The following is a 25,836-nucleotide window of genomic DNA, read 5'->3' on the forward strand; positions in this document are numbered from 1 at the left end:
ACGCTCACTCGTCCGGTGCGAGCGCCGGGAGAGCCTGTCCCTGGAAACCTGCCGATGACAGTCCGCACAGGGCCGTCAGTGACGGCGCGAGGTCGATGACGTCGATATCCTGATTGAGCGTGCGGTGCCCGAAGCCGGGCCCGTTCAACATCATCAGCGCGTCAGGGCGATGATCACCGGTGCGGATGGTCGGGTGCGGGTGGACCAGACGGCCGATGGCGGGTGACGAGACCACCCGGATGGGCTTTTCGCGGTTCCAGGTGACCAGCAGGTCGGGCAAGGTCTCGGCTTTCGGTCCATTGTGATGGTCCCGGGTGCGCACGATTTCCGTTACCAGCGGTCCGCCGGTCTCGTCGTTGCGTACTTCGCCAAGCTCGGCGATCAACCGGTTGCAAAGCGCTTCGTATTCGTCCCCTGGCCGGACGATGCCGTGCGGATCACGTCCCACCAGGTTGATCCTGATTCCGCTGGTCCGCTCGTTGCAGTTGGTCTCGAAGCACAACCTCTTCTCGGGCGACGGCAGAAATCCTTCCCGGTAGAACGAGTTCCGCGCGGCATTGTGCAGCGGAAGGAGGCGGTGGCGGATCGACAGCGGCACCGTGCGCCACACCCGGCGCAGGCCGGACACAAAGCTGTTGCGGCCCTCGTGCATCTCGCCGTTGATGCGTGCCAGCACCCGGTCCAGCAGGCGCAGTCCGGTATAGCCGTTGCCGATTCCCTGGCTCATATAGGTCATCACCGTCACGTCGGCACCGGCCTGGCGCCGGATCGCGCCGACGGCGTCGTCGATGGCCATGTAGATGGTCTTGAGCGGATCGCCGATCGCCGCCGCAACGGCCGGATCGTGCTCCTCGTGGGAGGGATCGTGCACATTCCAGCAATGATGGCCCGCGCAATGGGCGTCCATGAACGTGACCATGAAGAAGTCCCATTCCTCCCGCGCCATCAGATCCAGTGTCAGCGCGCGTTTGCGGTCCACCCGGTGCAGAAGCGCGTCGGTGAACCAGCGCACCTGCTCCAGGCTGCGCGGTTGATGGTAGTCGCACATGTGGCCGCCCAGCGGATCCGGGCCATAATCCCGCTCGATCGTCGCCTTCAATTCGGGCGGATGTGTCCGCATCTTCATGGTGGCGCTGCCGCCCGCCGGCGCATGGGCGAACCAGTCGATCACCCGTGTGCCGCGGTTGGCGGTGGTCTCGGACGGCACGACCGCGTCGATCACGATGGACTTGCCCCCCGAATCGTCAATCCTCGACCAGAACGGACGGAAGTCGATCTCGTCCGGTCGGTGCGGGCGGTACAGATAGGTCTCGGGATCGAGATGGCGGATGCCGTCGAACAGCCCGTGAACTGCCGGATTGCAGCCATAGGCGAAGCTTGCCCAGAGCGAGCCTGATTCCATGCCGGTGGGATTGCGCACGCCGGCGGTGACGCCGGTCGCCATCTGTGCCGCCAGATTGGGCAGCGCGCCCTCGTCGATCCATTGTCGGGCCAGCCCCCTGTCGAAGGCGTCGAGGCCGATAATGAGCAGTTTGGATTTGCGTGTCATGTAGCCCCCTGCTGCAAGCTACGGTACGCGAGAGCCGAGGGCAACTGGCGGGACCTGGTTTGGCGTTGTCCCGGGAGAGATCAGAACTCGACGTCGAGTTCTTCCAGTTCCTCGGGTTCCGCCTTGGCGGCGTCGGTCCATTCGACCATCAGCGGCCAGGCCAGGATGCGTTCGGCATAGGCGGCGCATTCCTTGTCCAGCTTGACGTCGTAGGTGCGGAAGCGGGTGCAGACCGGCGCATACATGGCGTCCGCCATGGACAGATCGCCATACAGATACGGGCCGCCGTTGGACAGCAGGCACTCGCGCCAGATGGTGATGATCCGGTCGATATCGGCTTGCGCGCCCGCCCAGATCTTGAAGTCGGGGAAACGGGCCTTCAGGTTCATCGGCAGTGCCGATCGGAGATTGGCGAACCCGGAATGCATTTCGCCGGCGATGGACCGGCAATGGGCGCGGTCGACGGAGTCGGTCGGGAACAGCCCGGCGCCCGGGTTGATCTCGTGGAGATACTCGGCGATGGCCAATGTGTCCCAGACCGAGACACCCTCATGGGTAAGCCGCGGCACCTGAAACGAGGGTGACAGCAGCAGCAGTTCGGCGCGGGTCGACGGATCGTCGGCCGGCAAGACCTCCTCCTTGAAGTCCAGCCCGGCCATTCTGGTCAGCAACCAGCCGCGCAGCGACCACGAGGAATAATTCTTGCTGCTGATCGTCAGTGTTGCCTTGCCCATGTTCCTTCTCCGCCGGCATTGCCGTGCGTTGTGTCGCTCAACCCCACGATTCTGATCGGTTCCGGCGAATTGTGCAAGTGCGAAAAGATATTTGCGAACGAGGCTAAATATTACGCCATACTGCTCGGAATTGAGGCAAAGTAACGAGATGTTGCGTGCGCAGAAGTCTCTCGCGGTGCAGCAAAAAATGCATTAGCCTGATGCTCCAGCGGCTTTGGCGCATGATGCGGCGACCGCCCCACACGATTGACCGGATCCGCCCAAGCGCATGATCTACCTCGCTTACCAGACCGCCACCAACTTCATGGAGCCATTCCGCGCCGTCGCGCAGATAGCGTCGTCCATGTTCGGAAACCCGGCCAGCGGCATGGCGGACAATTACATGTTCCGCACCATGGCGGCGTCGTTCGAACTGCTCAGCCGTACCAAGCTCACCCACGGACGGCCATCCTATGGCCTCGACACGGTCAAGGTCGGCAATCGCGAGGTCGAGGTTGTCGAGGAGGCGGCTTTCGCGACGCCGTTCGGCACCTTGCTGCGCTTCCGGAAGGACATCGAGACGGCGCAGCCGCGGGTGCTGCTGGTGGCGCCGCTGTCGGGACATTTTGCCACGCTGCTGCGCAATACGGTCGAGACGCTGCTGCCGGAGAACGACGTCTATATCACCGACTGGCACAATGCGCGGGACATCCCGGTCTCTGCCGGCGTGTTCGGATTCGATGAATATGTGGATCACGTCATCCAGTTCCTGGAACAGATGGGACCGGGCGCTCACGTCATCGCGGTGTGCCAGCCCTGCGTGCAGGTGCTGGTCGCGGCCGCGGTGATGGCGCAGACACAGAATCCGGCACAGCCGCTCAGCATGACCCTGATGGCTGGCCCCATCGATACGCGGATCAATCCCACCAAGGTCAATGACCTGGCCACCAGCCATTCGATCGACTGGTTCGAGAAGAACCTGATCTCGACAGTGCCCTGGGGCTTCGCCGGCGCCGGGCGGCGGGTCTATCCGGGCTTCGTGCAGCTCACTGCATTCATGAGCATGAACATGGACCGGCACGTCAAGGCGCACACCGAGCTGTTCGAGCACCTGGTGAATGGCGACGTGGACAAGGCGGACGCGACGAAGACCTTCTACGACGAATATTTCGCCGTGCTCGACCTGCCGGCCGAGTTCTACCTGGAGACCGTTCAGCGGGTGTTCCAGGAAGCCAGACTCGCACAGGGTAATCTGGAATGGCGCGGCATGAAGGTGGATCCGTCGGCAATCCGGCGCACCTCGCTGCTCACCGTCGAAGGCGAGCGCGACGACATCTGCGCGGTTGGCCAGACCATGGCGGCCCAGGATCTGTGCAGCAAGCTGCGGCCCTACCGCAAGCGTCACCACATGCAGCCCGGCGTGGGACATTATGGCGTGTTCAGCGGCCGGCGCTGGCAGAGCCAGATCTATCCGCTGGTCCGCAACATGATGCTGGCGAGCGAATAGGCGGCATTCGGCGGCTCCACGATGGCATGGGCCGCCACCCGTACAGTGTGATCACGTATGCGGATGTAGTCCTTGGTGCTGTGAGAAGTGGCCCGGAAATGAGTGGGGCGGCACAGCTAGAAAATTAACTGTGCCGCCCCGCAACCCCAGTACTGGATCCGGCTATGGGCCGATAGCTCTCCGGATCCCCACCGCAATAGTGCTTGGGCCGGCAAAACAGCGGTGTGGGTACAGGGGCTGACTGAATTCGCTTATACCCAAAACTGAACCCCGTCAGTTTACGCAATCTCCGATTGCCGGCGTCATGCGCCCAGCGTGCCTTCGGATTGCCCAACTAAAAAATAGAAATCCAAAGGCGTCGATAAACCGGAGAAATCGCACTTTACGTGGTTCCCAACCGATCCAAACATGCCGCGAAATGTCCTCAATCGCAAGAGGAGTCACGCGATCTTGCGTTAAAAAACGGCAAAGATGGGGCGAAGGGATGTCTGTCAGGCTGGATTTGAAGCACTCGAACCGGGCCCAACGTGAATTCTTGTCGAATTCCGGTCGTTATCCACAGGCGGGCAGAACAAATCCGGCGATACTTGGGCCGATTCGCACCCTGCGGCCTTGCAGCGGGCGATCAGCGGGCGCCGCTGCCACCAAGGCGCGCTATTACTGGTGAATATTCGGGCGGTGGATCGCCGCTCAGCATCTGTGCGAAAGGCACGGCGCCAAAACCCAGCAGGAAGCCGGCGAGCAGAATCGCACCGATGGATTTGAATGGCATCCGAGACCCCCTAGCCCGCGAATGGCCGTGTTGACCGCCGCCATGCTGACCCGAAGCCTGCAGGCCGATCAATGGAAAAGAGTCACGTTGTCCGGCGTACTGTCAAGTAATTGAATAATAATGTGAAAATCGTCGCGCATTATCGCAACACGGCGGCAGATCGAGGCCCCGGCCCCGGCGCTTCCACGCGGGCCGGGGCCGTGAGTCGCGCTCAGTCGTCGTGTGGCCTGCGGTTGGCGCTGACGGGATGCAGGTTGGCATAGTTGGCGCTGCGCTTTTCACGGAACGCGGCCACACCTTCTCGCAGGTCGCCGCCGCCAACCAGAGTCGCTGCGGTCCAGATCGCCACATAGTTGAGGCTGTCGGCCACGCTGTGGTCGCGGGCATAATTCATCAATTCCTTGGAGCCGTGGACGGCAAGCGGCGATTTGCCGGCAATCGCGCGGGCGATCTCCATCACTGCCTCCAGCATCGAGTCGTGAGTCTCGAACACCTGGTTGACGTAGCCCACATCCTTTGCCTCGTCGCCATACATGCGGCGGCCGGTAAACGCCAGCTCGCGCGCGATGCCGGCGGGAATCAGGCGGGGCAGCCGCTGCAGAGTGCCCAGGTCAGGCGCCATGCCGATATTCACTTCCTGCACCACGAAGAAGGCGTCCCGGGTGCAATACCGCATGTCGGCGCACACGGTAATATCCAGCCCGCCGCCGACACACGCGCCCTGGATGGCGGCCAGCACCGGGTAGCGGCACTTTTCCAGACGCCCGATCCGGTCGTGCAGGTCGAGAAGATGCCGGCGGAACGCCTCGCGCTTGCGGCCTTCGTCCTCGTCATTGGGGGCGTTCAGGCTCTTGAACGAATTGAGGTCGAGCCCGGCACAGAAATGCTTGCCGGTCGACGACAGCACAACCACGCGTACGTCGTCGCGCGCCTCGATGGCCTCGAACGCAGCGGGAAACTCCACCCAGAAATCCGGGTTCAGGCTGTTGAACGCATCGGGCCGGTTCAGGATCACATGGGCGATCTGATCCTTGACCTCCAGTTTGACGGCTTTGCCGATCATTATTGTCCCCTTCAAGAAAAAGGGCCGGTGTCGAACACCGGCCCATGATTGTCGGCATCGATTGGCTACGCCGCCGCCTTCGCCTTGTTGCCATAGAAGCTCTCGCCCTTGGCCGCCATGTCGCGCAACAGCTGGGGCGGGGCAAAGCGGGCGCCATATTGCTGGGCCAGGCGGTCACACTCGCGCACAAAGGCCTCGGCGCCTACTGCGTCGATCAGGCTGAACGGCCCGCCGGTAAAGGGCGCGAAGCCCCAGCCGAAGATGGCGCCGATATCGCCGTCCGCCGGTTCGGTCAGCACGTTCTCTTCCAGGCAGCGGGCGGCTTCGACGGCCTGCCGATAAAGGAAGCGTTTCTTCACTTCGGCGACGTCCGGCTGGTCCGTGGCGGAAGGCCAGTTCTCGGTCAGGCCGGGCCAGATGAACTTCTTGCCGCCTTCGGGATATTCGTAATAGCCCTTGCCCGCCTTCTTGCCCAGGCGGCCAAGCTCCATCAGCTTGTCGACGATGTGGTCGCCCGGCGCGGCTTTGTAGGCGTCGCCGAGATCCTTCTTCGTCTGTTCGCGGACCTTGTAGCCCAGTTCGATGGAAACGGCGTCGCCCACATCCAGCGGGCCGACCGGCATGCCGGCCTGCTTGCCGCCATTCTCGATCAATGCGGGCACGATGCCATCGGCCAGCATGGCGAGGCCTTCGGCCACATAGGTACCGAAGCAGCGCGACGTATAAAAGCCGCGGCTGTCGTTGACCACGATCGGCGTCTTGCGGATCTGGCCCACGTAATCCATGGCGCGGGCCAGAGTTTCCTGCGACGTGTCCTTGCCCATGATGATCTCGACCAGCGGCATGCGGTCGACGGGTGAGAAGAAATGCAGGCCGATGAAATCGGCCGTGCGTGAGAAACTCTTCGCCAGGCCCGAGATCGGCAGGGTCGAGGTGTTGGACGCGAACACGGGCAGGTCGGGCACGGCGGCCTCGGTCTTGCGCGTGACGTCGTCCTTGATCTCGCGGTTCTCGAACACAGCCTCGATCACCAGGTCGCAGCCCTCGAGAGCGTCATAGGACGTGGTCGGTGTGATGCGGTCCAGCAGGGCCTTGCCTTTTTCGGCGCTGACCTTGCCGCGCTGCACACCCTTGTCCACCAGGCCCTGCGAATAGGCCTTGCCCTTGTCGGCGGCCTCTTGCGTGGTGTCGAGCAGGATCACGTTCATGCCGGCCTGGGCCGAGACATAGGCAATGCCCGCGCCCATCATGCCGGCGCCCAGCACGCCCAGGGTCTTCACCTGGAACTTGTCGACGCCCTGCGGCCGGCGGGCAAGCTTGTCGGCCGCCTGCTTGTTGATGAACAGCGAGCGGATCATGGCCTTGGACGACGGGTCCATCATCAGCCTGGTGAAATAGCGGCTTTCGATGCGCAACGCCGCGTCCATGGGCACCTGATGGCCCTCATAGACGCAGGACAGGATCGCCTCGACGGCCGGATAATTGCCCAGCGTCTCCTTCTGCGCCATGGCCGAGGCGCCGGTGAAGGTCTGGACGATGCCCGGATTGAAGGGCCCTTCGCCGCCTGGCACCTTGAAACCCTTCTTGTCCCAGGGCTGCACCGGGTCCGCCTTCTCCCTGATCCATGCCTTGGCGCGGGCGACGATCTCGGCCAGCGGCGCCAGCTCGTGCACCACATTGCCGGCCTTGGCCTGCTGCGGGGTCATGGAATCACCTTTCAGCAGATACATCAGCGAAGCCTGCACGCCCATCAGGCGTGGCAGACGCTGGGTGCCGCCGCCGCCCGGGAGCAGGCCGACCTTCACTTCCGGCAGGGCGAGCTGGATCTTCGGGTCGTCGGCGCAGACGCGGTAATGGCAGGCCAGCGTGATCTCCAGCCCGCCGCCCATGGCAAGGCCGTTGATGGCTGCCGCGAAGGGTTTGCCGCAGGTTTCGAGCCGGCGCATCTGCCGGTTCATGGCGTGGGCGTGCTCGAACATGTCCTTGAGCGACGATGCGCCCGCCTGCGAGCCCAGCATGCCCAGATCGGCGCCAGCAAGGAATGCCGGTTTGCCAGAGGTGATCACGGCGCCCTTGATCGCCGGATCGTCGGCGACCTTCTCGATCAGCGCCGACAGGTCGCGCGACACGTCCCCATTGATGACGTTCATGGAACGGCCGGGCAGGTCGATGGTCAGCAGGGCGATGCCGTCGGCATCGACCTCGAACTTGATGGTTTCGGTCATGGTGATTCTCCCGGTTCCGGACTCAGACGCGTTCGATGATGGTGGCGGTGCCCATGCCGGCGCCGATGCACAAGGTGACCAGCGCCGTGTTCAGGTCGCGGCGTTCCAGCTCGTCCAGCACCGTACCCAGGATCATGGCGCCGGTGGCGCCCAGCGGGTGGCCCATGGCGATGGCGCCGCCATTGACGTTGATCTTGTCGTGCGGGACATCGAGGACCTGCATGAAGCGCAGCACCACCGAGGCGAAGGCCTCGTTCAGCTCCCACAGATCAATGTCTTCCTTGTTCATGCCGGCGCGCTTGAGCACCTTCTCGGCAGAGTAGGACGGACCGGTCAGCATGATGGTCGGTTCGGAACCCACGTCGGCGAAGGCGCGTATCCGGGCGCGCGGCTTCATGCCGGTCGATGTCCCGATCCCCCTGGTGCCGATCAGCACGCCCGCCGAACCGTCCACGATGCCCGAGCTGTTGCCGCCGTGATGGACGTGGTGGATGGTCTCAACCTCCGGGTAGCGAAGCTGCGCGACCGTATCGAAGCCCAGCTGGCCCAGGTCGGTGAATGCCGGCTTCAGCGCCGCCAGGCTCTGCATGGTCGTATCCGGCCGCATGTGCTCGTCATGGTCCAGGATGGTGAGCCCCAGCTGGTCCTTCACCGGCATTACGGACTTTGCGAAATAGCCGTTTTTCCAGGAATTGGCCGCACGCTTCTGGCTTTCGACCGCATAGGCGTCCACGTCGTCGCGGCTGAAGCCGTATTTGGTGGCGATCAGGTCGGCGCCGATACCCTGGGGGGCGAAATGGGTCTTGATCGCCACCGACGGGTCCATGCTCCACGCGCCGCCCGACGATCCCATGGGAACGCGCGACATGCATTCGGTACCGCCGCCCACCACCAGGTCGGACTGGCCCGACATCACCCGGGCCGCCGCAAAGTTGGTCGCCACGAGACCGGACGCGCAAAACCGGTTGATCTGGACGCCGGGGACCTCTTCCGAATAGCCGGCGTTCAGCGCGGCGACGCGCGGCAGCACGGCGCCTTGCTCGGCGACCGGATCGACCACGCCCCAGATCACGTCGTCGACCAGCGCGGTGTCCAGATCGTTGCGGTCACGGATCGCCTCAAGGACCTGCGTGGTCAGGCTGATCGGCGTGATTTCGTGCAGGCTGCCGTCCTTCCGTCCCCGACCTCGCGGGGTGCGGACAGTGTCGTAAATGAATGCGTCTGCCATGGGTCTGTTCCTCGGGTTCGGATTGTCAGAATGCGTCGGCGGGCAGAGCCATCAGCGACTCGCTGCCGGACTCGATTTTCTTCAGCAGGCTGCCGGTGTCGGGCAGCAGGCGATCGAAGAAGAAACGGGCGGTGACCAGCTTGTATTCATAGAAGGCGGGATTGTCGGCGCCCTCAGCCAGCCGGGTCTGGGCTGCCTTGGCCATCATGCCCCAGACATGGCCCATGGCCACCAGCGCCATCAGCCGCAGATAATCGGACGCGGCCGCGCCCGCATTGTCGGGCTTGGCGAGGCCGTTCTGCATCAGCCACATGGTGGCCTGCTGCTGGCGGCCCAGCGCCTTTTCAAGTTCGGCGACCAGCGGGCCCAGGACCGGGTCGCTCTTGTTCTCGGCGATGAATTGTCCCACCTCGGCGAAGAACGCCTGGATCGCCCGGCCGCCATTCATGCCCAGCTTGCGGCCGACAAGGTCCATGGCCTGAATGCCGTTGGTGCCCTCGTAGATCGGTGCAATGCGGCTGTCGCGCAGGAACTGCTCGACGCCGTTGTCCTGGATGAAGCCGTGGCCGCCCCAGGTCTGGACCGCCAGACTGGCCACGTCGACGCCCATATCCGTGAAATAGGCCTTGATCACCGGCGTCATCAGGGCGACGTAATCGTCGGCTTTCTGGCGCACCGCCTCGTCGGGATGATGGTGCACCAGGTCGATCTGCAGTCCGGCGATGGCGGCCATGGCGCGGGCGCCCTCGGTGAAGGCGCGTCCGGTCATCAGCATGCGGCGCACGTCGGGATGGACGATGATGGGGTCCGCCGGGCCGTCGGCGTTCTTGGGCCCGCTGATCGCGCGGCCCTGAAGCCGGTCACGGGCATAGGCGACGGCGTTCTGGTGCGCCACCTCGGCGATGCCCAGGCCCTGGATGCCCACCCAGAGCCGGGCCTCGTTCATCATGGTGAACATGGCGGGCATGCCGCGATTGACCTCGCCGACCAGATAGCCGGTGGCCTCGTCATAATTCATGACGCAGGTGGCGTTGGAATGAATGCCCATCTTGTGCTCGATGGAGCCGCAGGACACGCCGTTGCGCGCGCCCAGCGACCCATCGTCCTTGACCAGGAATTTGGGCACCAGAAACAGGCTGATGCCCTTGGTGCCGGCGGGGCCCCCGGGAATCTTGGCCAGTACCAGGTGGATGATGTTCTCGCTCAGGTCATGCTCGCCGGCCGAGATGAAGATCTTGGTGCCGCTGATCCTGTAGCTGCCATCGGCCTGCGGGTCGGCCTTGGTGCGGATCATGCCCAGGTCGGTGCCGCAATGGGGCTCGGTCAGATTCATGGTGCCGGTCCATTTGCCGGAAACCATGTTGGCCAGATAGCGCTCCTTCAACTCATCCGAGGCGTGCGCGTCGAGAGCCTCGACCGCGCTTTTGGTCAGGCCCGGATACATGGTGAAGCCCCAGTTGGCGGCGATCATCATTTCCGAGACCATGATGGCGATTGTCTGCGGCAGGCCCTGTCCGCCATGTTCGGTCTTGGCGGTCAGGCTGCCCCAGCCGCTTTCGACATAAAGGTCGTAGGCTTCCTTGAAGCCCTTTGGCGTGGTGACGACGCCGTCGTCCCAGTGACAGCCTTCCAGGTCGCCGCTCTGGTTGATCGGGTGCAGCACCTCGGAGGCAACCTTGCCGGCTTCTTCCAGAATGGCGTCCACCAGGTCAGGCGAGACTTCCTCGAAACCGGGCAGGTTCGCGTACCTGTCCAGACCGACTACATCGTTGAGCACGAACTTGAAGTCGTTGATCGGTGCGGTGTAGGTCGTCATTCCGCGACACTCCTCAGCTTGGCGTTGTGCTTGCGCCGGATCTCGTCCAGCGGCGTGCCCGCTTTCCAGTCTTCCAGCAGGCAGCAGAAATTGTTCAGTTCGTCGATCGTGGCCTCCAGATCGGCACGCTGGCTCTCGAGTGCGGCCAGTCGTTCGCGGCACTTCTCGAGCGTGACGACCCGCTGTGTCTCACGGCCGTCACCCAGATCATACAGATTGAGCATCTCGATAATGTCGGCGAGGGAAAAGCCGACCCGCCGGCCGCGCAGGATCCAGGCAAGGCGCGCCCTGTCGCGGGCGTCGTAGATGCGGTTCTGGCCTTCGCGCTTCGGGTTGAGGAGGTTTTCGTCCTCGTAGAAGCGGATGGTCCGGGGCGTGACCCCGAACTCCCTGGCGAGTTCCGATATGGTCCATGTCTGCGGCACGAAGAAAATTCCCGTTTCGAGTCGCTCAGCCTGTGTCAGACCATAGGTTACCTTTACGTAAACGTCAATATCAAAAGGGTTGCAATGGCCGCCGGCGGCCAGCGCGGCCTTGTCGTGCCGCGGCGTCTCCCGCATGCTCGCCCGGCGGCAGATGGGCTGACGGAATGGCATCATACGACATCAGCGTTGCGGTCCTCTCGGCCCGTGAGACGCCGGAGGTCCTGCATGGGACCGTCCGCGCGGCGATCGAGGCGAGCCGGGGAATGGCCACGTGTTGCGACGTTGTCGTCAACGGCCCGTCCGCCGTCACGGCCCACCTGCTTCGAGACAGGCTGGAGCAGGACGGCGCGCTGCCGCCGGGCATGATGGTGCGGATTTTCCACCTTCCGGTCGCCGACAAGGCCCATGCGTGGAACGAATATGTTCATTCGCTCTGGCCCGGATCGGCGCTCGCCTTCTTCATCGACGGCTATGCGCGGGTGCTGCCGGATGCGCTCGCCTCCATCAGGCGCAGCCTGGGCGACGATCCCGATATCCTGGGAGGCACGGGTGTCCCGACCCACAGCCGGTCGGCTTTGCGGCTGCGCGACCAGATGCTGCGGAGCGGCGGCATTCACGGCAATCTGTATGCCCTTCGAGGCTGGGTTATGGCACATTTCCGGGACACCGGATTCCGGCTGCCGGTGGGCATTTACCGGACTGATTCCACGGTCGGCAGTGTCGTCAAGTTCAGGCTCGATCCGGCGCGCCATGAATGGAACGAGCGCCGCATGCACGTCGATCCGGGGGCGACATGGACCGTGGCGGTGGCCGCTGGGTCGCCCTTTGGGGTCGCTCGAGGCCAGTTCGGGCGGATGCTGCGGCAGGCGCAGGGCATGCTGGAAAACCGTGCCGTTCGCCAGCACCTGGCCGTTGACCGCCGCAAGCCCGAAGCCTTGCCGGAAACCGCCCGCGAACTGGTCCTGAACTGGGTCGACCGGCATGGCGGCGAGGCCCGCACGCTGTTCCGGCACCATCCGCTCGCCTATCTGGCATACCGGCGCTTCCCGTTGTGGCCTGTCCCGAGGCACGGATCGGATCCGGTAGCGATCGGCCAGTGGCCCGACAATGGCGGCGAGGCGGTATGAACGCGGGCACACCCTCCATCACCATCGCCATGAGCGTCTATAACAATGCGCCCCATCTGGCCCAGGCCATCAGCGCCATGCTGGCGCAAACCCATACCGACTTCGAATTCCTGATCGTTGACGATGGCTCGACCGATGATTCCGGCGCGATCATCGATGCGTTTGCGGAGCAGGACGGCCGGATCAGGCCGATCCATCAGGAAAATCGCGGCCTCGTCGCCAGCCTGAACCGAATGATCCACGAGGCGCGGGCGCCACTGATCGCACGCATGGACGGGGACGACGATTGCCACCCGGAGCGGCTCGCGCGGCAATACAGGTTCATGCTCGATCATCCCGATCACGGTGCGCTCGGCACCCAGTCCATTTCTTTCGACGATGCCGGCAACCGATGGGCGTCGCCGGAATTCCCCACCAGTGACGCGGCGCTGCGGGCAGCCATGGCAAGCCGCAACGTGATGTGCCATCCCAGCGTGGTGATGCGGCGCGCGGCGGTGCTCGACGTTGGCGGCTACAGGGGCCAGTTTGTCCATTGCGAGGACCGCGACCTTTGGCTGCGCCTGTCCGAGCGAACGAAGCTGGCCAGCCTGTCCGACGCGCTGACCTATTACCGGCGCTCGCCGGGGCAGGTCAGCAACCGCCATATCGTCGCCCAGGCGATCGGCGCGGCGATGGCTTGGCTGGCGCATGAAGAGCGCCAGGCGGGCCGCGCCGACCCGTTCGACGGGATGGATCGTCTGCCGCCTGTCGGTGACCTCGATGGGTTGCTGGGCCGTTCGGGCGCCGCTGCATCCGTACGCGAAATGGCGCTGCCGCAATTGATCTATACGCCGGTCGGCCTGTCGCCCGATGTCTTCGGCATGGTGCTCGACCAGATCCGCGAGGGTGGCACGGTGGATCAGGCCTGGCGGCTGGTGGCGCGGCTGGTGAAATTCGGCCAGCCGGCGCGGGCGCTCAGACTGGCGGGTGCGCTGCTGCGGCGCTGATCAGGCTTTGCGCAGGCGGAAGCGGAATTGGCCGCCGGTCTGTTCCCATTCCAGCAATTCGTTGCCGGTCTGTTGGCAGAAGGCCGGAAATTCGGCGACCGAGGCCTTGTCGGTGGCGAGGACGTCGATCACATCGCCCGCCGCCATGTCGCGCAGCGCCTTCTGCGCCCGCAGCACGGGCAGCGGGCAGAGCAGGCCGGTGGCGTCGAGCACCTTCATGCGTCTACCGGCGGCTCCAGGCGGACATAAGCACTGCGGTGGAACAGCAGGGGGGCGGATTCCGACACCACGGCGGTGTGCAGCACCCGGCAGATGAACAGGATATGGTCGCCGGCGTCGACCCGCTGGTCCAGCCGGCAATCGAACGCGGCAAGCGCGCCGGGAATGATCGGCGCGCTGGTTTTCCAGAGCTCGAAGGGAACATCGCCGAAGCTCTTGTCGCCTGGCGTGGAAAAGCGCCCAGACAGCTCGGCCTGCTCCTCGCACAGCACGTTCACGGCGAATTCGTCGGCGGCCATGAAGTCGTCATATTGCTCGGACTTCTTGCCCAGGCTGAACAGAATCAGCGGCGGATCGAGCGACACCGAGGTGAATGAATTCATGGTCAGGCCGATCGGCCCGCCGGCGCGATTGCGCGTGGTGACCACGGTGACGCCGGTCGCGAAGCACGAGAAGGCGCGGCGCAGGGTCCTCGGGTCGATGCTGTCGGTGTCTTCCATGGTGTTCCGTCCGTGATCCAACTCGCTGCCATTGATTTCAGAAGTCGGCGGCAAGTGCAAGGTTCGCAGCGGTTGCGCCGCCGGTTCGGTCTGCGCATATTGCCGGGCAGGAGCAGGAGCAACCATATGCCTCTTTCAGAGCCGCAGGCCGGGCGCAAGCCGCTGCACACCCGTACCATCGTCATGGACGCCTTCTACCGCCAGGACGGACTGTGGGACATCGAGGGTCGGGTCACCGACGTCAAGAACTATGGCTATGACAGCCATGTGCGCGGCCAGGTCGATGCCGGCGACCGGGTCCACGACATGTTCATCCGCATGACCCTGGACGATCATTTCGTGGTCCAGGGCATCGAGGTGAAGATGGATGTCTTCCCGTTCTCGATCTGCAATGAAGTGGAGCCCAACTTCCAGGAATTGCTCGGTCTGAAGGTCGGTTCCGGCTGGATGAAGAATGTGCGCGAACGGGTCGGCGGCAAGCACGGCTGCACGCATGTGGTGGAGCTGTTCGGCCCCATGGCGACGGTGGCGTTCCAGTCGATCCCCAGCTATTCCCGCATCCGCGATGCCGACAAGCCGAAGGATCCCAACGCGCCCAAGCGCAAGCCGTTCTCCATCGGCGGCTGTCACTCCTGGGCCTATGACAGCCCGATCACCAGGCAGCTGGCGCCGGACTGGTACCGCGAGGATTAGAAACCGACGATGAGTAATGCCAGCGTGCGCGACCGGTGCGCGCTTGCGGTCAGGTCGACGGCCTGTTGCTTGGCGTCTGTCTCAACCCTCTGCACGATGCATCCCGCCGTCAGCTGACCAGCGCCGTGAAGTCCGGCGTGTCGGTCCGCGGCGTCAGGCGTGGCAGGCCGAGAACTGGAATCGGCCCGACGAACCGCTCCAGCGTGGCCTGCGTCTCCGCCAGCGGCACCGGGCTTTCGGGGGATTCGGAGAGGATGATGCCGGTCACCCTCACGCGCCGTTGGGCCAACGCTTCCAACGTCGCGATGGTGTGACTGAGCGTTCCCAGATACGATCCGCAGACCAGCAGGGCCGGCGCGCGTAACGCTGCGATCCAGTCTGCCACCGTGTGGTCGTCGTCGAGGGGAACGAACGCGCCGCCGACGCCCTCGATCAGGGTGTGCTCGGCATCTGCCGGCCCTTCGCAGAAATCGATCAGCTGCCGGAAATCGATTGTCCTTCCCTCGCGCAGCGCGGCCATGTCCGGCGACAGCGGCGCCTCGAAGCGCCAGGGAGAGATTTCCTGGATGGTCTGGGGTGTCACCGGCAGGTCCATGGCGCGCAACAATTCGGCGGTGTCGCTCTGGTCCAGCGTTGCATCGCTGAAGCCGCTGATTACCGGTTTCAGGGCGCGCACCGTCCTGCCCTGCGCCCGCAGCTGACGGGCCAACAGGCTGGTCACCAGCGTCTTGCCGATAGCGGTGCCCGTCGCCGTGATGAAGGTGCGGGTCATCCCGCCAGTCCCAGGTCCCGCATGGCCGAGACCAGGCCGTCGATGTCCTGCTCGGTGTGGGCGGCTGAGAAGGTCACGCGCAGGCGGGCCGTGCCGTCGGGCACGGTCGGCGGCCGGATGCCGGTGACCAGGTAACCGCGCTCCTGCAGCGCGGCCGATGCCTCCATCACCCGCCGCGCCTCGCCCAGGATGACGGGCACGATGGGGCTGACCGGCGCGGGCAGGTCGAGCGCGGCGCAGAACCGGGCGGCGTTGTTCACCGGACGCTCGCACATTTCCGGGTCGCGCTCGATGATCTCCAGCGCCTTGATGGCGGCGGCAAGCGTTCCCGGCGGCAGGCCGGTCGAATAGACGAAACTGCGGCCCCGGTTACGGATCAGGTCGGCGACCGGCTGGCTCGTGCACAGATAGCCGCCATAGGCGCCGATGGCCTTCGACAAGGTCCCCATCTGCAGCGGCACGTCGGACTTGGCCTTGCCCAGGAAGCTGCTGCCGCGGCCGCCGCCGACCACGCCCAGGCCGTGGGCATCGTCGGTCAACAGCCAGGCATCGTATTCGCGGGCAAGCGCGGCGAGGGCGTCGATGGGCGCCATGTCGCCGTCCATGCTGAACACGCCGTCGACGGCGATCAGGCAGGTGCCGTGCGCGGCGCGGTGCGCGCGCAGCAGCGATCGGACATGGTCCAGGTCGTTGTGGCGGAAGGTCTGCACCGTGGCGCCGCTCATGCGGCCGCCGGCGAACAGGCAGGAATGGTTGAGTTCGTCCTGCAGAATCAGGTCGCCGCCGCCGACAAGGCAGGGAATCACGCCCACATTGGTCAGGTAGCCGCTGCCGAACACCAGGCAGTCTTCGGTCCGCTTCCAGCGCGCCAGCCCTGCTTCCAGCGCATCGTAGAGCGGCGTATTGCCCGAGATCAGCCGCGAGCCGCCCGATCCCACGCCATAGCGCGCGGTGGCCTCGCGCGCCGCCTCGATCACCTCGGGATGGTGCGACAGGCTGAGATAGTCGTTGCAGCAGAACGAGATGAGGTCGCGTCCGCCGCGCCGTGCGCCGGTCGCGCTGAACCGGTCGGTCGGGATCATGCGGCGGCGCAGGCCCTGGGCCTCGAGCCGATCCAGCTTTTCGCGGGCAAAGTCGTCAAGCGATGTCATGGCGCGTCATGTATCATAGCCGCCGCACGCTTGACAGATGCAGCGACCGCGGCAAGGGTAGCCGCGAATTCCGGAGGATGCCGATGATCGACACCGCAATCCGTCACGACTGGACCATCGACCAGATCAAGGCGCTGTACGACCTGCCGTTCAACGACCTGCTGTTCCAGGCCCAGAGCGTGCATCGGCGCCATTTCGACCCCAACAAGGTCCAGCTCAGCACGCTGCTGTCGATCAAGACCGGCGGCTGTGCAGAGGATTGCGCCTATTGCCCGCAGGCCTCGCGCTTCGATACCGGCGTCGATGCCGGCAAGCTTCTGCCCCTGGAAGAGGTGCTGGCCGATGCGCGCCAGGCGCGGGACGCGGGTGCCTCGCGCTATTGCATGGGCGCGGCATGGCGCTCGCCCAAGGACAAGGATCTCGACAAGGTCATCGACATGGTGCGCGGCGTGCGCGCCATGGGCCTCGAAACCTGCGTCACCCTCGGCATGCTCAAGGCCGAACAGGCGAGGCGGCTGAAGGACGCGGGCCTCGACTATTACAACCACAACATCGACACCTCGGAAGAGTTCTACGGCGAGATCATCACCACCCGTTGCTACGAGGATCGGCTGGAGACGCTCGAGCATGTGCGCGACGCCGGTCTCAGCGTCTGCTGCGGCGGTATCGTCGGCATGGGCGAGTCCCGCGACGACCGCGCCGGCATGCTGATGACCCTGGCCAACCTGCCGAAGCATCCCGAGAGCGTGCCGATCAACATGCTGGTGCAGGTCGAGGGCACGCCGCTGTTCGGCGCCGAGGCGCTCGATCACTTCGAGTTCGTGCGCACCATCGCCGTCGCCCGGCTGATGATGCCGGAAAGCTTCGTGCGGCTTTCGGCCGGCCGCGAAACCATGGACGACGCGGTGCAGGCGCTGTGTTTTCTGGCCGGCGCCAATTCGATCTTCTACGGCGAGAAGCTGCTGACCACGCCGAACCCCGAGAACAACCGCGACGCCCGCCTGTTCGACCGGCTGGGTATCCAGCCGCTGGGCGCGGAAGACCTTGCGGCGCGCCACGCGGCCGAATGAATCCAACGACGCCATTGCTGCCCAATACGGCGCCCGAATGGCTGCGTGACGGTTACCAGCACATCTGGATGCCCTATACCCAGATGCAGACCACGCCGCCGCCCATCCCGGTGACCAGGACCGATGGCGTGCGCATCACCCTCGCCGACGGGCGCGAGCTGATCGACGGCACCGCGTCCTGGTGGACTGCGTGCCACGGCTATAACCATCCTCATATCGTCGCCGCCATGCAAAAGCAGGTCGCCGAGATGCCGCATGTCATGTTCGGCGGTCTGGCGCACGAACCGGCCTTCCGTCTGGCCTCGCGGTTGGCGGCTTTGGCGCCGGGCGACCTGAACCGGGTGTTCTTCGCCGAAGGCGGCTCGGTCGCGGTCGAGGTGGCCATGAAGATGGCGCTGCAATATTTCATCAACCGGGACCAGCCGGAGCGGAGCAAGTTCGTCAGCTTCAATGGCGGCTACCATGGCGACACCTTCGCGGCCATGTCTGTCTGCGACCCCGAGGACGGCATGCACGCCCTGTTCAGGGATGCCATGCCGCAGAACTACATCGCCGAACTGCCGCGCACGCCGGCGCAGCGGGAGGCGTTCGATCTGTTCATGGACGAGAACGCCCACCATATCGCCGCGATCATGGTCGAGCCGCTGGTGCAGGGCGCCGGCGGCATGAAGTTCCATGACGCAGCCGTGCTGCGCTGCCTGCGCGAGGCCTGCGACCGCACCGGCGCGCTGCTGATCTTCGACGAGATATTCACCGGCTTCGGCCGCACCGGCGCCCTGTTCGCCGCCGAGACCGCTGGCGTCGTGCCCGACATCATGTGTATCGGCAAGGCGCTGACCGGCGGCACCACGCCGCTGTCGGCCGCCATCGCCCGCGACCACGTGTTCGAGGCGTTTCTTGGCGACGATCCCGGGGCGGCGCTGATGCACGGGCCCACCTTTATGGCCAATCCGCTGGCCTGCGCGGCGGCCAATGCGGCGCTCGATCTGTTCGAGCAGGAACCCTGGCAGGACAATGTCGCCCGCATTGAAGCGCAGATGCGGCGCGAACTGGAGCCCTGCCGCGCGCTTCCCGGCGTGGTCGACGTCCGGGTGATGGGCGCGGTCGCAGCGGTCCAGCTGGATGACATGAGCGACAAGGAAACCCTGAAGGCCCGGTTCATGGACGAGGGCGTCTGGCTGCGGCCGCTCGGCGACATCGTCTATCTGACTCCGCCGTTCACAATCGGCGCGGACGACCTTCGGCGGTTGACGGACGCGGTGGTCGGCGTACTTTCGGCGCGGGACTGAAAAAGCGCTTTCAGGCGAGGCTTGCCGCGCCGCCGAAAGCCGCGGGGAAAGACGATGTGGCGGAAACCTCTTTTCCGTTGCACCTTCGAACCAATATAAATTGCGCAGGATTGGAAAGCGCCCCCATGGATCTTCGAGTCGATACGCAGCCTGAAACAGACCTGCCGGCCGATGTGCTGGAGCGTGCGAAGGCTGTCGCCGCCGCGCCGGTCAGCCTCGTGACCGGCGTCGACATGGCGCTGATCGCGGGCGAGGGCGCGCCGGTTCCTGCCGCGAACGTGGCCGATTATGTCGAGCGGGCCGCCAGCGGGTTCGACGGCCAGATCCGGATGGAGAAGGCCGCCGAGCGGGTCGCCGCGCTACGCGGCGAGCTGGCGCACCGCGGCCTCGACGGCTTCGTCGTGCCCATGGCCGACGAATACCAGAACGAATTCGTGCCGCGCCACGCCCAGCGGCTCGCATGGCTCAGCGGCTTTCTCGGCTCGGCGGGCACCATCATCGTGCTGGCGGACAGGGCCGCCGTTTTCGTCGATGGCCGCTACACCCTGCAGGTGCGCGATCAGGTCGATCTCGCGGTCTACGAAACCCGGTCCAATCTCGACGTTCCCAAATGGCTGGGCGAGACCATGAGCGCCGGCCAGAAGCTGGGCTATGATCCGTGGCTGCATACCGAAACCGGCGTGAAGGCGCTGCACGATGCCTGTGAGGGCGCGGGCGCCGAACTGGTCGCGGTCCACGGCAACCCGGTCGATGCAATCTGGACCAATCAGCCGCCGCGGCCGCTGGCGCGGATCGTGCCGCACGACCTGCGCTATACCGGCGAGCCGGCCACCGACAAGCGCGCCCGCATGGCCGAGGCGGTAAAGAACGCGGGCGCGAACGCGCTGGCCCTGTCGGCCACGGATTCCATCGCCTGGCTGCTCAATATCCGCGGTGCGGACGTGGCGCGCACGCCGCTCGCGCTGTGCTATGCCCTGCTGCATGACGACGCCTCGCTCGATCTGTTTGTCGACGAACGCAAGGTGGATGCCGCCCTCCGCACCCATCTGGGCAACCAGGTTACGGTCGCCCCCGAAGCCGGCCTGGCGGCCGCGCTGGCGGCGCTCAGCGGCAAGCAGGTGATGGTCGATCCGGCAAGCGCCCCGGCCTGGATCATCGAGCAGCTCGAAGCGGGCGGCGCCACCGTCGTGCGCAAGACCGATCCGGTCCAGAAGGCCAAGGCGCTGAAGAATCCCGCCGAGTTGAACGGCACCCGCGCCGCCCACCGGCGCGACGGCGTGGCGCTGGCGAAGTTCTTTTGCTGGCTGGATGAGCATGCACCCCAGGGAACGGTGGACGAACTTTCGGCGGTGGCCCGGCTTCAGGCGTTCCGCCAACAGGGCGACCTGTTCCGCGATCTCAGCTTCGACACCATTTCTGGCGCCGGTCCGAACGGTGCCATCGTTCACTACGGCGCCAGCGAGAAGACCAATCGTCCGCTTGGCCTGGGCGAGCTCTACCTGGTTGATTCCGGCGGCCAGTATCTGGACGGCACGACCGACGTGACCCGCGCCATTGCCATCGGCACGCCGACGGCCGAGCACCGGGACCGCTTCACCCGGGTGCTGCGCGGCCACATCGCGCTGGCCATGGCGCGCTTCCCGAAGGGCACGACGGGCCATCAGCTCGACGTGCTGGCGCGCATGCCGCTGTGGCAGGGTGGGCTCAACTTCAACCACGGCACCGGTCATGGAGTCGGCTCGTATCTGGGCGTGCATGAAGGGCCGCACAGCATTTCGCCGCGGGTGTCGAGCGTGGCGCTGGAGCCTGGCATGATCGTGTCGAACGAGCCGGGCTACTACAAGGAAGGCGAGTACGGAATCCGGATGGAGAACCTGGTCGCCGTGGTGCCGTCCGAACCGGGCGAAGGCGATTCGCCGTTTTACGAATTCGAGACACTGACTTTGGCGCCCATCGACCGGTCGCTGATCGACCCGGCCATGATGACAGGCCCCGAATTGGACTGGCTCAATGCCTATCACCGCCGGGTGTTCGACGAAATCGGTCCCCGGCTGGATGACCCGACCCGCGCCTGGCTGGAAGCGGCCACCGCGCCGATCACGGCCTAGCGGCCGCCAGCTTCCGTCCCTGGACGACCATCGCCAGCGCCAGCGCCGTGCCCAGCACGGCCGCACCCGCGAGGAACGGCAGTGTCATTCGCCACGGCCACAGCAGATCCAGATAGGCGGTCATCAGGCCGAGCCACAGGAACGCCAGGCCCCAGCCGAAAATGACGCCGCTGTGCTGGACAAGCCCCAGCCGGGCAACCCACACCGCGGCAACGCAGAATACCACCCGGTAAAGCACCGCCAGCAGGCTCCACGGCAGCAGCGCCGTCATGGCGAGCAGCTGCAGTACGATCAGTACAACGAACAGCCCCAGGCCCAGGCTTGCAAAGCCATGCCTGGCCGCCGGCCCGGCGCCGTTGGTCGCGCGGCCGGACCGGTGCACCAGCTGGAGGGCGCCGAGCACCGCGATGTTGCCCAGCAACAGGCCGAACCATCGGCCGCCGGCCGGATAGGCGCGCGACGCCTGTTCCAGCACATGGGCGTCCGAGGCGATATAGACCGCGAGGAGTCCGGCCAACGTGGCATAGGCCTTGCCCGTCCCGGCGAACAGCCGCGCGCCGCGTCGGCGGCCCATGCGGGCGAGCAGTTCGTGGAGCAGCGTGGCCGCGACCAGGTAAACGCCCATCAGTGCGCAGATGTCCGGGGTGGAAACGCGCCAGGCGTGCCACGCGGCCAGCAGGACCAGCGGCGCGAACAGCAGATGCGCGGTGAATTGCGGGCCGCTGAGGCCGCGCCGTGCTGTCATGACGGCGTCTCCGCCCTGCCGGTCATGGGGCGGCTCCCTCGCGCAGCACCACCAGGGCGTTGATCGGCGCACTGGAATAGCGAAGGCTCGGGTCGTAGGTGAACAGGGCCCGATAGACGACGCCGTCCTTGATCGCCGCGCTGACCCGGTAAAGTCTGCCTTCGCGCAGCGGCGGGGCATCGTGCGGATAGGGTGCGGCGGCGCCCGTGACCCTGGCTGACCAGATTTCGAAGGGTTCGTTGCCGGCCATGTCCATCAGGATCAGCCGCCCTGACGCCGCGCGGGCTGCCGGCCACACGAAGACGGGCTCGGCAGTGTTGATGGCCGCCGCCTGCGGCGCCTCCTGGGGCGACGCGGAAAGGCCATCGGGGAGCAGCAGCTCGAGCGGCTGGCAGGATAGCGCCCGGCTTTCGGACGCGGGCGCTCCGATCACCTGCGGGCCGGTCGCCGTCACCGACACCAGCCCCCCGATGATGCTTTCCTCGCGGCACGGCGACAGCCAGGTCAGGGTGATCTCTCCCTCGGTCCCAAGGTCGATGCTGTCGCCGGCATGGACGTAGCCGTAAAGCACGGCCGACCGGCCGGACGCGCCGCGCATGCCGCTGATCCAGGCAACCGGGCGGTCCTGCGCGGCAGGCTGGGCCGGGCGCGGCGCCGGGGCTGCGACCGGCGCTGGCGCCGGCGGTTCCTCGGCGAACAGGCCGAGGAGGCCGCGCGCCTGCACGTCAGGCGCCAACAGGCACAGGCACAACGCCATTGCCGCGATCCGCATGTGTTCCCCCCGAAGCCCCAAGGGCGGCATCATCACTGACGGGAGATGGTAACCGATTTGTAGGGTTCGCCCAGCCTCATCAGGTCGTCGCTCTTGTAGCAGGCGGCTTGCATGCTTTCCTCGGCCATGAGGCCCTTGCGGACGCTATCGATGAAATCCTTGTTGCCGATGGCGGCCTCGCACGGGACGGCGACGTCGATATGGGCCTCGCGCTGGAACGCGCCATATTCGCTGACCGTGTAGCTGACCAGATTTCCGTTCAGCAGATAGAACAGGACAATGAGTGTTTTCATGGTCAGCGAGTATGCCGCTCGCCGGCGCCCGAGGCCAGCGCCGTCAGGACTCCCTGGCGGCGTCGCGGCGGCCGGGAAGCTGCGCGAGCACGCCGAGCTTTTCCTCGTCGTTGTAGCTCGACCAGCCGCCGATCTCGCGGATGGTGCGGTAGCATCCGAGGCAATGGCGATCGCCAAGGCGGCACACGCCGACACAGGGGGATTCGATGGTCATGCTTGCTCACTCACGTTGACCGTCACTTACCCACCGGCGCCCGTCAACGCAAGCCCGATACCGAGTCGACGCGCGGCGAACGCGGCGGCACCCTGTTTAAAAATCAGAAAAACACATGGTTTTCCGACAATTGACTTATCATCGCCGGGATTGTTCATTTGTGGTTTAGGTGGGGGTAGGTACAATCACCGCATGCGATGGACGACAATCATAGTGGGGGCTGTGCTGCTGGCGGGTTCTGCCCCGGCATGGGCCACCAGCGATCAGGAAAACGCACGGGACGCGTTCCAGCGTGGCGAGATCATGTCGCTTGAAGATATCAGGCGCAACGTGCAGCGGGATTTCAATGGCCAGATCATCCGAACCCGCCTCAAATCGGACAATGCCGATTACGTCTACAAGTTCCGGGTGCTGTCGCCCAACGGCAATATCGTGAACGTCGATGTGGATGCGCGGACATCCAGGATCATCGGCGTGAAGGGCCAGCGCTAGATGCGCGCCCTGGTGGTCGAGGACGATCCCGACCTTATCCGGCAGCTCTCGGAAACCCTGCGCACCGAAGGCTATGCCGTCGATCAGGCGACCGACGGTGAGGAAGCCATGTATCTGGGCGAGGTGGAGCCCTATGACGTGGTGGTGCTCGACCTGGGCCTGCCCGTCATGGACGGCGTATCGGTGTTGAAATCGTGGCGCTCCAAGGGGCGTGCCATGCCGGTGCTGATCCTGACGGCGCGCGGCCAGTGGAGCGAGAAGGTGGCCGGCTTCGACGCGGGCGCCGACGATTACCTGACAAAGCCGTTCCAGATGGAAGAGTTGCTGGCGCGTATTCGGGCGCTGATCCGGCGCGCCGCCGGCCATGCCTCGCCGGTCATGCGCTGCGGCCCTGTCGAGGTGGATACCAACAGCGCCACGGTGACGGTCAACGGCGAATCCATCAAGCTGACCGGACACGAATACAAACTGCTGTCCTATATGATCCATCATTTGAACAAGATCGTGTCCCGCACCGAGCTGACCGAACACATCTACGATCAGGACTTCGACCGTGATTCCAACACCATCGAGGTCTTCGTCGGCCGGCTGCGCAAGAAGCTGGGCGTCGATGTGATCAAGACCGTGCGGGGCCTGGGCTACCGCATGGAGCCGGACGGTGAGGCGTCCTAGCTCCCTAACCCTTCGTCTCATTCTCGGGGCCGGTCTGTGGACCCTCTTCGCGCTGATCATCGTCGGCGTGGTGCTGTCGTTCCTGTTCCGCCAGACGGTGGAGCGCAGCTTCGACGCGCGCCTCAACGTGCTGCTTGAAAGCCTGATCGTATCCGCCGAATACGATCGCAAGCAGGGCGTCTATCTCAGCGGCCCGCTGCCGGATCCGCGCTTCGAGCAGCCCTATTCGGGCTGGTACTGGCAGATCACGCCGCGCAGCGGAGCGGTGATGATCTCGCGCTCGCTGTGGGACCGGGAACTGGCGCAGGACCTGTCGACCCCGGCGCCGCAGCCGCGGCAATATTATGCCATCGGCCCCGACGACCAGCAGATCCGCGTCATCGAGCGCGACATCATCTTCCCCGATGCGGACGCCAGCGTCCGTTTCGCCGTGGCGGCGGTCACCACCGAGAACAAGCAGCAGGTCGCCCGTTTCGTCGGCGCGATCGTCGTCGCCCTGGGCCTGATGGGCGCGGGCCTCGTCATCGCCGTGATCATCCAGGTCCGCTACGGCCTGCGGCCGCTGCGCAGCCTGCGGCGCGAACTCGAGCGCGTGCGCTCGGGCACCGTCGACCAGCTCGAGGGCCGCTATCCCGCTGAAATCTCGCCGGTGGTCGGCGAACTCAACCAGCTGATCGCCCATAATGCCGAGGTGCTGGCGCGCGCCCGCACCCATGTGGGCAATCTGGCCCATGCGCTGAAGACGCCCCTGTCGGTGCTGGTCAACGAAAGCGATGCCGATTCCAGCCCGCTTGGCGTGTCGATCCGGCGCCAGCTCGAGGTAATGCGCCGCCTGGTCGATCACTACCTGGTGCGCGCCCGCACGGCGGCGGCCGGGCAGGTGATCGGCACAAGGACGCCGGTCGCGCCCGCCATGCACAGCCTGAAATCAACGCTGGAGAAAATCTATGCCGGACGCGAACTTTCCATCCTGGTCGATGGCGGCGAGCGTCTCAGTTTCCGGGGCGAGCGGCAGGACTTCGACGAAATGCTCGGCAACCTGATGGACAATGCCTGCAAATGGGCAAGAACCGTCGTTCACGTCACCTGCGAGCGGCAGGACGGCCAGTTGGTCTTCCTGGTCGAGGACGATGGCCCGGGTATCGGCGACGAGCAGCGCGAGGCGGTGTTCAGCCGCGGCCAGCGACTTGACGAGGCGATACCGGGCAGCGGGCTTGGACTCAGCATCGTCCGCGACATTTCGGGCCTCTATGGCGGCGGCATCGCCCTCGATCGTTCGGAGCTCGGTGGTCTCAAGGCCGTCCTCACCTTGCCGGCCGCCGCCGATTCCGGTCCGGCCTGATCCCGGAACATCCCGCCGCTTCCATCGTTCAGGGACTGTTCAGCTATGGCGCTGCATTGTTGTTTCAACGTGGCCGGCGGGATTCTCCGCAGG

Annotated in this window: 26 protein-coding genes; 10 read left to right on the plus strand and 16 right to left on the minus strand. The window is 65.2% G+C overall.

Going from position 1 to position 25,836, the window contains the following annotated elements; translation table 11 throughout:
- Positions 1-4: 4 nt before the first annotated feature.
- Positions 5-1,549 (minus strand): hypothetical protein, encoded by a 1,545-nt coding sequence (locus tag WJU21_RS13295; protein WP_346323927.1) that lies wholly within the window; start codon positions 1,547-1,549, stop codon positions 5-7.
- Between the two features lie 80 nt (positions 1,550-1,629).
- The gene (locus WJU21_RS13300; protein WP_346323928.1) at positions 1,630-2,283 is read right to left on the minus strand and encodes a glutathione S-transferase family protein; all 654 of its coding nucleotides are present in this window, start codon (positions 2,281-2,283) and stop codon (positions 1,630-1,632) included.
- 268 nt (positions 2,284-2,551) lie between these two features.
- On the opposite strand from WJU21_RS13300, the gene phaZ reads away from it, so the two are divergent.
- Entirely contained in the window at positions 2,552-3,769 is a 1,218-nt protein-coding gene (gene phaZ / locus WJU21_RS13305; protein WP_346323929.1) for a polyhydroxyalkanoate depolymerase, read from the plus strand.
- Between the two features lie 625 nt (positions 3,770-4,394).
- On the opposite strand, the gene WJU21_RS13310 is transcribed toward phaZ, so the two are convergent.
- The 6 genes from WJU21_RS13310 to WJU21_RS13335 form a co-directional block, all read right to left on the minus strand.
- Positions 4,395-4,541, minus strand: coding sequence for a hypothetical protein (locus WJU21_RS13310; RefSeq protein ID WP_346323930.1), 147 nt, complete (start codon positions 4,539-4,541; stop codon positions 4,395-4,397).
- Positions 4,542-4,752: 211 nt separating this feature from the next.
- A complete protein-coding gene (locus tag WJU21_RS13315; protein ID WP_346323931.1) occupies positions 4,753-5,604 on the minus strand; it encodes a crotonase/enoyl-CoA hydratase family protein in 852 nt (283 codons plus the stop codon).
- 65 nt (positions 5,605-5,669) lie between these two features.
- A complete protein-coding gene (locus WJU21_RS13320) occupies positions 5,670-7,829 on the minus strand; it encodes a 3-hydroxyacyl-CoA dehydrogenase NAD-binding domain-containing protein (protein WP_346323932.1) in 2,160 nt (719 codons plus the stop codon).
- A 22-nt stretch (positions 7,830-7,851) separates the two neighbouring features.
- Positions 7,852-9,057 carry an acetyl-CoA C-acetyltransferase gene (locus WJU21_RS13325; protein WP_346323933.1) on the minus strand — a complete coding sequence of 402 codons (1,206 nt, stop codon included), beginning with the start codon at positions 9,055-9,057 and terminating at the stop codon, positions 7,852-7,854.
- A gap of 25 nt (positions 9,058-9,082) precedes the next feature.
- Positions 9,083-10,873 (minus strand): acyl-CoA dehydrogenase C-terminal domain-containing protein, encoded by a 1,791-nt coding sequence (locus WJU21_RS13330; protein WP_346323934.1) that lies wholly within the window; start codon positions 10,871-10,873, stop codon positions 9,083-9,085.
- The gene (locus WJU21_RS13335; protein WP_346323935.1) at positions 10,870-11,298 is read right to left on the minus strand and encodes a MerR family DNA-binding transcriptional regulator; all 429 of its coding nucleotides are present in this window, start codon (positions 11,296-11,298) and stop codon (positions 10,870-10,872) included. The genes WJU21_RS13330 and WJU21_RS13335 overlap by 4 nt, the downstream gene beginning before the upstream one ends.
- A 164-nt stretch (positions 11,299-11,462) precedes the next feature.
- On the opposite strand from WJU21_RS13335, the gene WJU21_RS13340 reads away from it, so the two are divergent.
- Both WJU21_RS13340 and WJU21_RS13345 read left to right on the plus strand, forming a co-directional pair.
- A complete protein-coding gene (locus tag WJU21_RS13340; RefSeq protein WP_346323936.1) occupies positions 11,463-12,425 on the plus strand; it encodes a hypothetical protein in 963 nt (320 codons plus the stop codon).
- A complete protein-coding gene (locus WJU21_RS13345; protein ID WP_346323937.1) occupies positions 12,422-13,411 on the plus strand; it encodes a glycosyltransferase in 990 nt (329 codons plus the stop codon). The genes WJU21_RS13340 and WJU21_RS13345 overlap by 4 nt, the downstream gene beginning before the upstream one ends.
- Here the strand turns inward: WJU21_RS13345 and WJU21_RS13350 are convergent, their stop codons facing one another.
- Together WJU21_RS13350 and WJU21_RS13355 are read right to left on the minus strand one after the other, a co-directional pair.
- Positions 13,412-13,630 (minus strand): sulfurtransferase TusA family protein, encoded by a 219-nt coding sequence (locus WJU21_RS13350; RefSeq protein ID WP_346323938.1) that lies wholly within the window; start codon positions 13,628-13,630, stop codon positions 13,412-13,414.
- On the minus strand, positions 13,627-14,130 hold the full coding sequence (locus WJU21_RS13355) for a flavin reductase family protein (RefSeq protein ID WP_346323939.1): 504 nt from the start codon (positions 14,128-14,130) through the stop codon (positions 13,627-13,629). Before WJU21_RS13355 ends, WJU21_RS13350 begins: the two co-directional genes overlap by 4 nt.
- A 126-nt stretch (positions 14,131-14,256) precedes the next feature.
- On the opposite strand from WJU21_RS13355, the gene WJU21_RS13360 reads away from it, so the two are divergent.
- Positions 14,257-14,823, plus strand: a complete 567-nt coding sequence (locus tag WJU21_RS13360; RefSeq protein WP_346323940.1) for a DUF2889 domain-containing protein — start codon at positions 14,257-14,259, stop codon at positions 14,821-14,823.
- Positions 14,824-14,932: 109 nt separating this feature from the next.
- Here WJU21_RS13360 and bioD read toward each other — a convergent pair whose 3' ends face one another.
- Both bioD and bioF read right to left on the minus strand, forming a co-directional pair.
- A complete protein-coding gene (gene bioD / locus WJU21_RS13365) occupies positions 14,933-15,595 on the minus strand; it encodes a dethiobiotin synthase (RefSeq protein ID WP_346323941.1) in 663 nt (220 codons plus the stop codon).
- A complete protein-coding gene (gene bioF, locus WJU21_RS13370) occupies positions 15,592-16,746 on the minus strand; it encodes an 8-amino-7-oxononanoate synthase (RefSeq protein WP_346323942.1) in 1,155 nt (384 codons plus the stop codon). Before bioF ends, bioD begins: the two co-directional genes overlap by 4 nt.
- 83 nt (positions 16,747-16,829) lie before the next feature.
- On the opposite strand from bioF, the gene bioB reads away from it, so the two are divergent.
- The 3 genes from bioB (at position 16,830) to WJU21_RS13385 (ending at position 21,213) form a co-directional block, all read left to right on the plus strand.
- On the plus strand, positions 16,830-17,816 hold the full coding sequence (bioB, locus tag WJU21_RS13375) for a biotin synthase BioB (protein WP_346323943.1): 987 nt from the start codon (positions 16,830-16,832) through the stop codon (positions 17,814-17,816).
- Positions 17,813-19,105 (plus strand): adenosylmethionine--8-amino-7-oxononanoate transaminase, encoded by a 1,293-nt coding sequence (locus WJU21_RS13380; protein WP_346323944.1) that lies wholly within the window; start codon positions 17,813-17,815, stop codon positions 19,103-19,105. The genes bioB and WJU21_RS13380 overlap by 4 nt, the downstream gene beginning before the upstream one ends.
- A 125-nt stretch (positions 19,106-19,230) precedes the next feature.
- Positions 19,231-21,213: an aminopeptidase P family protein gene (locus WJU21_RS13385; RefSeq protein ID WP_346323945.1), complete on the plus strand. Its 1,983-nt coding sequence runs from the start codon at positions 19,231-19,233 to the stop codon at positions 21,211-21,213.
- On the opposite strand, the gene WJU21_RS13390 is transcribed toward WJU21_RS13385, so the two are convergent.
- Genes WJU21_RS13390 through WJU21_RS13405 form a run of 4 tightly spaced genes read right to left on the minus strand, consistent with a single transcriptional unit; the run spans position 21,203 to position 23,237 of the window.
- Positions 21,203-21,958, minus strand: coding sequence for a hypothetical protein (locus WJU21_RS13390; protein ID WP_346323946.1), 756 nt, complete (start codon positions 21,956-21,958; stop codon positions 21,203-21,205). The two genes, WJU21_RS13385 and WJU21_RS13390, sit on opposite strands and share 11 nt — an antisense overlap.
- A 22-nt stretch (positions 21,959-21,980) precedes the next feature.
- Complete coding sequence (locus tag WJU21_RS13395; protein ID WP_346323947.1) at positions 21,981-22,730, minus strand: hypothetical protein; 750 nt, start codon at positions 22,728-22,730, stop codon at positions 21,981-21,983.
- Between the two features lie 32 nt (positions 22,731-22,762).
- Positions 22,763-23,023: a hypothetical protein gene (locus WJU21_RS13400; protein WP_346323948.1), complete on the minus strand. Its 261-nt coding sequence runs from the start codon at positions 23,021-23,023 to the stop codon at positions 22,763-22,765.
- Positions 23,024-23,066: 43 nt separating this feature from the next.
- Complete coding sequence (locus WJU21_RS13405) at positions 23,067-23,237, minus strand: DUF1289 domain-containing protein (protein WP_346323949.1); 171 nt, start codon at positions 23,235-23,237, stop codon at positions 23,067-23,069.
- 192 nt (positions 23,238-23,429) lie between these two features.
- Between WJU21_RS13405 and WJU21_RS13410 the strand changes: the two genes are divergently transcribed.
- The 3 genes from WJU21_RS13410 to WJU21_RS13420 are packed head-to-tail and all read left to right on the plus strand — an operon-like array spanning position 23,430 to position 25,743.
- The gene (locus WJU21_RS13410) at positions 23,430-23,729 is read left to right on the plus strand and encodes a PepSY domain-containing protein (protein WP_346323950.1); all 300 of its coding nucleotides are present in this window, start codon (positions 23,430-23,432) and stop codon (positions 23,727-23,729) included.
- Complete coding sequence (locus tag WJU21_RS13415) at positions 23,730-24,401, plus strand: response regulator transcription factor (RefSeq protein WP_346323951.1); 672 nt, start codon at positions 23,730-23,732, stop codon at positions 24,399-24,401.
- Positions 24,388-25,743 carry an ATP-binding protein gene (locus tag WJU21_RS13420; RefSeq protein ID WP_346323952.1) on the plus strand — a complete coding sequence of 452 codons (1,356 nt, stop codon included), beginning with the start codon at positions 24,388-24,390 and terminating at the stop codon, positions 25,741-25,743. The genes WJU21_RS13415 and WJU21_RS13420 overlap by 14 nt, the downstream gene beginning before the upstream one ends.
- Positions 25,744-25,836: the final 93 nt, after the last annotated feature.

This window comes from Emcibacter sp. SYSU 3D8, from assembly GCF_039655875.1.
Lineage (GTDB): Bacteria > Pseudomonadota > Alphaproteobacteria > SMXS01 > SMXS01 > RI-34.